This window comes from Thermosynechococcus sp. OHK43 (genome assembly GCF_014466085.1).
Taxonomy (GTDB): domain Bacteria; phylum Cyanobacteriota; class Cyanobacteriia; order Thermosynechococcales; family Thermosynechococcaceae; genus Thermosynechococcus.
On record NZ_JACOMP010000011.1, the window covers coordinates 1 to 4,761 of the forward strand.

General features: G+C 53.4%; 5 protein-coding genes and 1 pseudogene. 4 read left to right on the forward strand and 2 right to left on the reverse strand.

Going from position 1 to position 4,761, the window contains the following annotated elements; translation table 11 throughout:
• Positions 1 to 806: pseudogene (locus H8Q75_RS00505) on the reverse strand (F0F1 ATP synthase subunit beta); the annotation flags it as partial.
• A 238-nt stretch (positions 807 to 1,044) separates the two neighbouring features.
• On the reverse strand, positions 1,045 to 1,239 hold the full coding sequence (locus tag H8Q75_RS00510) for a DUF2862 domain-containing protein (RefSeq protein ID WP_024125930.1): 195 nt from the start codon (positions 1,237 to 1,239) through the stop codon (positions 1,045 to 1,047).
• A gap of 72 nt (positions 1,240 to 1,311) precedes the next feature.
• On the opposite strand from H8Q75_RS00510, the gene H8Q75_RS00515 reads away from it, so the two are divergent.
• The 4 genes from H8Q75_RS00515 to H8Q75_RS00530 all read left to right on the forward strand — a co-directional run.
• Positions 1,312 to 2,343, forward strand: a complete 1,032-nt coding sequence (locus H8Q75_RS00515; protein ID WP_024125929.1) for a D-alanine--D-alanine ligase family protein — start codon at positions 1,312 to 1,314, stop codon at positions 2,341 to 2,343.
• A 137-nt stretch (positions 2,344 to 2,480) separates the two neighbouring features.
• Positions 2,481 to 3,014, forward strand: a complete 534-nt coding sequence (locus H8Q75_RS00520) for a 4Fe-4S binding protein (protein WP_024125928.1) — start codon at positions 2,481 to 2,483, stop codon at positions 3,012 to 3,014.
• A 59-nt stretch (positions 3,015 to 3,073) separates the two neighbouring features.
• The gene (locus H8Q75_RS00525; protein WP_024125927.1) at positions 3,074 to 3,568 is read left to right on the forward strand and encodes an isoprenylcysteine carboxylmethyltransferase family protein; all 495 of its coding nucleotides are present in this window, start codon (positions 3,074 to 3,076) and stop codon (positions 3,566 to 3,568) included.
• 95 nt (positions 3,569 to 3,663) lie between these two features.
• Positions 3,664 to 4,761 (forward strand): CBS domain-containing protein (locus tag H8Q75_RS00530; protein ID WP_297039526.1); only part of this gene is annotated, 1,098 nt, incomplete at its 3' end.

The following is a 4,761-nucleotide window of genomic DNA, read 5'->3' on the forward strand; positions in this document are numbered from 1 at the left end:
ACAAAACGGAAGATGTTATCAATAAACAGCAGCACATCCTGCTTGTTGACATCGCGGAAGTATTCAGCCATTGTCAGCCCCGACAGCCCGACGCGCATCCGTGCCCCGGGGGGTTCATTCATTTGACCATAGACCAGGGCGATTTTGGACTTACTGGGATCGTCTTTATCAATAACTCCCGATTCAATCATTTCGTTGTAGAGGTCATTGCCTTCGCGGGTACGTTCGCCCACACCAGCAAACACCGAGACCCCACCATGCTGGGTGGCAATATTGTTGATGAGCTCCATCATGATCACGGTTTTGCCGACGCCAGCACCGCCAAAGAGGCCAATTTTGCCGCCACGGCGATAGGGCGTGAGCAGGTCAATCACCTTGATGCCCGTTTCAAATACCGAGGGCTTAGTTTCCAGTTGCGTAAAGCTGGGGGCAGGCCGGTGAATGGGCAGGGTTTCGGTGGCATTGACAGCACCTTTTTCGTCCACGGGTTCACCCAGCACGTTGAAAATGCGACCAAGGGTGGCTGTCCCCACGGGCACGCTGATGGGGGCGCCAGTATCTACGACTTCCATCCCCCGCACTAAGCCATCGGTGCTGCTCATAGCAACGGCACGGACGCGGTTATCGCCAAGGAGCTGTTGCACTTCGCAGGTTACCGCGACGTCTAAGCCGGCCTCGTTTTTGCCTTGAATCCGCAGGGCATTGTAAATGGAGGGCATTTTGCCGCTGGGAAATTCAATGTCAACGACCGGTCCAATGACCTGAGTGATAAAGCCTACATTGGTTCGTTCTGCTGATATGACCATGGACGTTTGCCTACTGTCTAGGTAAATTCATTTGCGTTTTTCAAGGGGCGATCGCTCCCTAGGGGGCACAGCGATCAAGACTGAAAGTGGAATGCAGCTTTTGGTGCAAGCGCACCACAATACAACGTACCACTAATGCAACCTTTTTCTATCGGATTCAGTGGGATCCTGTGGGAGAGCCAACCTAAGGCCCTATGGACCCAGCTCAGTTGCTGTGAAAAAGGCGGCAGGGCAGGACTTAGCCAACGAGTTCAACTTCATCCTCAAAAAACCAAGTGCTGGAGCGATCGTCAAAGGTGACAACGACGCCAACCCCACTGCCGTCGGTCATTTTAAAACCAGTAATTTGACCCACTTGGCCAAGTTTTTGAATAATGTCTTGGGCGACGCGATCGCGAATTCGACAGACGCGCACTTTTTGCCCCACGTCCATAGCAACTCCCAAACTTTGTATAATCCTTGAAAATCGTACCAAGAAACCGTCACATTCACACGGGTTTGTCCTATGGGTCGTCTGCGGGTTGGGCTATTGTTTGGAGGTCGCTCACGGGAGCATGAAGTTTCGGTGGTCTCGGCGGCAGCGATCGCCCAAGCCTTTGCCGCGGGGGACAATCACGATCGCTATGAGGTGATTCCCATCTACATCCAAAAAGATGGTCGCTGGCGGCACACAGAGCGGATTGGCATCCCTGAAGGCACGGCATCAGAGAGTTCCCTGTGGCAGTTTCCAGCCGTGGTTGACACCATTGATGTCTGGTTTCCCATTGTCCATGGCCCCAATGGGGAAGATGGAACGATTCAGGGACTCTTGGAATTGATGCAGCGCCCCTATGTGGGGTCAGGGGTAGCTGCCTCTGCCATTGGTATGGACAAAATTCTGATGAAAACAGTCTTTGGGGCAATCGGCTTACCCCAAGTGCGCTATGTGGCACTTCAGCGCAGTGACCTGTGGTCAGATCCCTGTCGTTACAATCATTTGTGCGATCGCATTGAAACCGAATTGGGCTATCCCTGCTTTGTTAAGCCCGCCAACCTTGGCTCCTCGGTGGGCATCTCCAAAGCCAAAAATCGCCAACAACTGACAACGGCCCTTGAGGCCGCTGCCGAACTGGATCGCCGCATTATTGTGGAAGCGGCTGTGGTTGCCCGTGAGCTCGAGTGTGCTGTGCTCGGCAATGATAAACTCCAAGCCTCAGTGGTGGGGGAGATTACCTACAGCAGTGAGTTTTACGACTACGAAACCAAATACACCGATGGCCGCGCTCAGCTCCATATCCCTGCGGAGATTCCCCCGGCGGTGAGTGAGCAAATTCGCAGCATGTCCCTGCAAGCCTTTCAGGCCCTCGATGCCGCTGGCTTAGCTCGCTTTGATTTTTTCTATGTACCAAGCACTGGGGAAGTCTTGATCAATGAAGTGAATACGCTGCCGGGGTTTACCGCCCTGAGCATGTACCCGCAACTGTGGGCGGCCAGTGGCGTGTCTTTCCCAGAATTGGTCCATCGTTTGGTGCAATTGGCCCTAGAGCGGCACGCATAGCTACTGGCCTAACACCGTAAAGAACATAACGTAAAGAACATTAAAGAGTCATGAAGGCACGGCATCTGGGCCTTGACTTTTTCTTCTAAATAACCTTATATTCATATAAGCATATAAAACTGTATGGTAGCCATCCTATGAAGCGATCACTGAGGGGCAAGCCTAGTCAGTGGGCAACCATTTGGCTCTTTTTCTTAATTGCGATCGGTGGCCTCTGGTATCCGTGGTTGGGGTACCTGATGCTGGCAATGATGCTGGGAATTCCTGTGCTGGCCTATTTTCGGAGCCGCTATTGGTGTGGTAACCTCTGCCCGCGTGGCGCCTTCCTAGACATTGTCCTCTATCACTTTAGTCCCCACCGTCCCTATCCCAAACTCTTCAAAAAACAGAGTTTTCGTTGGGCTGTGTTTAGCTTCATCATGACCGTTTTTGCCATTCGCATGACGTTGGCATGGGGCAACTGGATGGCCGTGGGTGGTCTCTTTGTCAATATGTGCGTCGTTACCTCCATTGTTGCCATTCTCTTGGGGGTGATCTTTAATCAGCGGGCGTGGTGTGCGATTTGTCCGATGGGAACGCTCCAAGAATCCCTCGGCAAACTGGGAAGTGGCCAAACAAAGGCGAAAAAAGCCGCTGCTAAAGCCACAAAATTATTGCCCCCTGTGGAGTAACCCTGCGATCGCTACAGGATCGCTACAATTTGAAATATCCACGGAGAGCGGTAACCAAGGTGAATAAACTGCAAGAGTGGGGCTTCAGCAAAGACTGGTGGCGCAACCAGCGGGGAGAGTTTTGGGTGCTTGGGCAAACCGTGCTCAGTATTGGCTTTATTCTCTTGCCGGTGGTACAAATGGCTCGCCCACCTTTTGCAGTGCGTCTAGGTCTGACCCTTGGCTTGGGGCTGATTGGCCTTGGCCTAGGTATTGCTGGCGTGTTTCACCTAGGGAACAGCTTGACGCCCTTACCCCATCCCAAGGAGGAGAGTCAGTTAGTGACGACGGGGGTTTATGCTTGGGTGCGCCATCCCATCTATAGCAGTGTGATTTTTTTAGCGTTGGCCTATGGCGTCTGGCAAATGAGCCTTTCCCATGGTCTGGGGGCGATCGCCCTGTTTATTTTCTTTGACCGCAAGGCGGCTCAAGAGGAACAGTGGCTATCGACAAAGTTTAAGGATTACTCAACCTATCGGCAGTCGGTGAAAAAACTGATTCCTTTTCTCTACTAATTTTTATCCTTTTGCTTGAACACAACTTGCCGCAGACTGGATACAGGGTAGTGCCAGCTCACAACTGTCGCTAGTGCCCCCTTGCGGAAGTTCTGATGAATGTTGTTCTTTGTCATCAAATTGCTGATTTTGACACCCTTGGGGCAGCCGTTGGTCTGACGCGCCTTCATCCGGGGACGAAAATTGTCTTGACGGGGGGTACCCATCCTAAGGTGGGGGAGTTTTTGGCCTACCATCGCGATGAATACCCTCTCATTGAAGCAAGGGCCGTTGACCCCAGCCAATTGCGGCAGATTTGGGTGGTGGATACGCAGTGGCGTCGCCAGTTGGGGCAAGCGGCAGGATGGCTGGATCAACCCCAAGTACAAATTGGTCTGTACGATCACCATTTGGAGATGAGGGGGGACATTGTCTCGCAGCAGCAATGGTTAGAACCTGTTGGAGCCACCAGCACCATTGTTTGCGAACAGTTGCAGGCGGCAGAGATTAGCCTGACGCCTACAGAAGCGACTGTCCTGGCCCTAGGGATTCACGCCGATACGGGTTCCCTAACCTTTGAGCAAACCACGGTGCGGGATGTGCAGGCCTTAGCATGGCTGTTGAGCCAAGGGGCAAATCAGCGGGCGATCGCCACCTATTGCGCGGAAGGTTTGAGCGAAAATTTACAGCCGCTACTGCGGCAGGCCTGGGCCAATCTCCAGCAAGTGGTTCATCAGGGCTATCGGCTGGGCTGGGTATTGCTACATACGGCGGAGTATCTCCCTGGCCTCTCACGGTTCATCACCCAATTGGCGGATCTCAGTGAGTGCGATGCCATTCTCCTTGGGCACTCCTATCGCCAACATCATCTCGCCATTATTGCCCGCAGTCACATTCCCAACGTCAATGTTGCACATTTGCTTGCTCCCCTGGGCGGCGGTGGTCATGCCCAAGCCGCAGCTGTGACGGTGACCACAGAGGCGCCAGAGGCAATGCTCCAGGAACTATTTACTCGCCTTAGGGAACAGATTCCCCATCCTCCCACCGCTGCCGAACTCATGTCTTCGCCGGTACGCACAGTCCGTCCAGAAACCCCCATTGCCGATGCCCACCGCGTCTTGCTGCGCTATGGCCACTCTGGTCTGTCGGTGGTGAGTGCCGAAGGAGAACTTCAGGGGATTATTTCACGGCGGGATTTGGATGTGGCCCTGCAC